Here is a 930-nt window from a genome sequence, read left to right as displayed (position 1 = left end):
CGTGTTCGATAAGATCGATGATACGATCGTTGAATGACATTTCTAGCTCTAGCTTGGGGTACTGTTTTATTAAAGCAATGAGTAGGGGGGCTATACATAAATAACCAAATAATACCGGCATCGAAAGCCTAAATGTTCCACAAGCTTCATGCTTACCGCTGTCAAGAATGTCTTCTATTTTTTCTATCTCATCGAGTGCACGTCGGCAATATTCATAATACAGCATTCCTTCCTCTGTTAAACTTTGCGTGCGGGTTGTTCTATGAAACAGGGTTACACCCAGTCTTGCTTCTAATTGCGCAATTTTTTTTGCTACTGATGAGCGCGTTAGATGTAATTTTTCCGCTGTTTGAGAGAAGCTGTCAGCTTCAGCAGCAGCAACAAATACCGGAAGGCTATTTAGTACACTTTTCATTTGATTATTGCCATTCAGACATAAAATTATCTTTATAAATAATAGACAGAAACATTCAATGTTAGAAATAATATAAAATTTAGTAAATTTAATGATGCTAAAACAGGATAGGATTTTATTATTTTTAATATGGATGAAACATGGTGGTAAACAGCGTTAAATATTTTTAAACCGAAATAAAAAACTAATCCATTGATTTAACAAATTTATTTTAGCTAATAAAAAAGTGATCCCCAACAATTAGACTATATTTAAAACTGTGCTTTTTATCAACAATTTAATAAGTTCGATTTTATAAAATGTTATTTTAATTTAAGGAATGATATTAATGATAAGTTTATCTCATATATCTGGCTTAGTATTGGGTAGCTTACTTGGTTTTGTTATGCAACGTGGACGTTTTTGTTTAGCTGGCGGATTAAGAGATTTTTATTTATTCCGTGATAGTCAAATGATAATTGCAATCTTAATCGTTATTTCTATTCAGAGTGTCGGGCTGTTTGGCTTGCAAAGTC

At 32.6% G+C, this 930-nt stretch carries 2 protein-coding genes; one reads left to right on the top strand and one right to left on the bottom strand.

The window, feature by feature from the left end; translation table 11 throughout:
• The coding region (locus tag CBG25_RS14935) for a LysR family transcriptional regulator (protein WP_290607615.1) at positions 1 to 415 on the bottom strand (415 nt) is incomplete at its 3' end.
• 328 nt (positions 416 to 743) lie between these two features.
• Here CBG25_RS14935 and CBG25_RS14930 point away from each other — a divergent pair.
• On the top strand, positions 744 to 930 hold a 187-nt coding region (locus CBG25_RS14930), incomplete at its 3' end, for a YeeE/YedE thiosulfate transporter family protein (RefSeq protein WP_290607613.1).

Origin of the sequence: Arsenophonus sp. ENCA (assembly GCF_002287155.1) — a bacterium.
GTDB lineage: Bacteria > Pseudomonadota > Gammaproteobacteria > Enterobacterales > Enterobacteriaceae > Arsenophonus > Arsenophonus nilaparvatae.
This window is presented reverse-complemented; position numbering and strand designations above follow the sequence as displayed.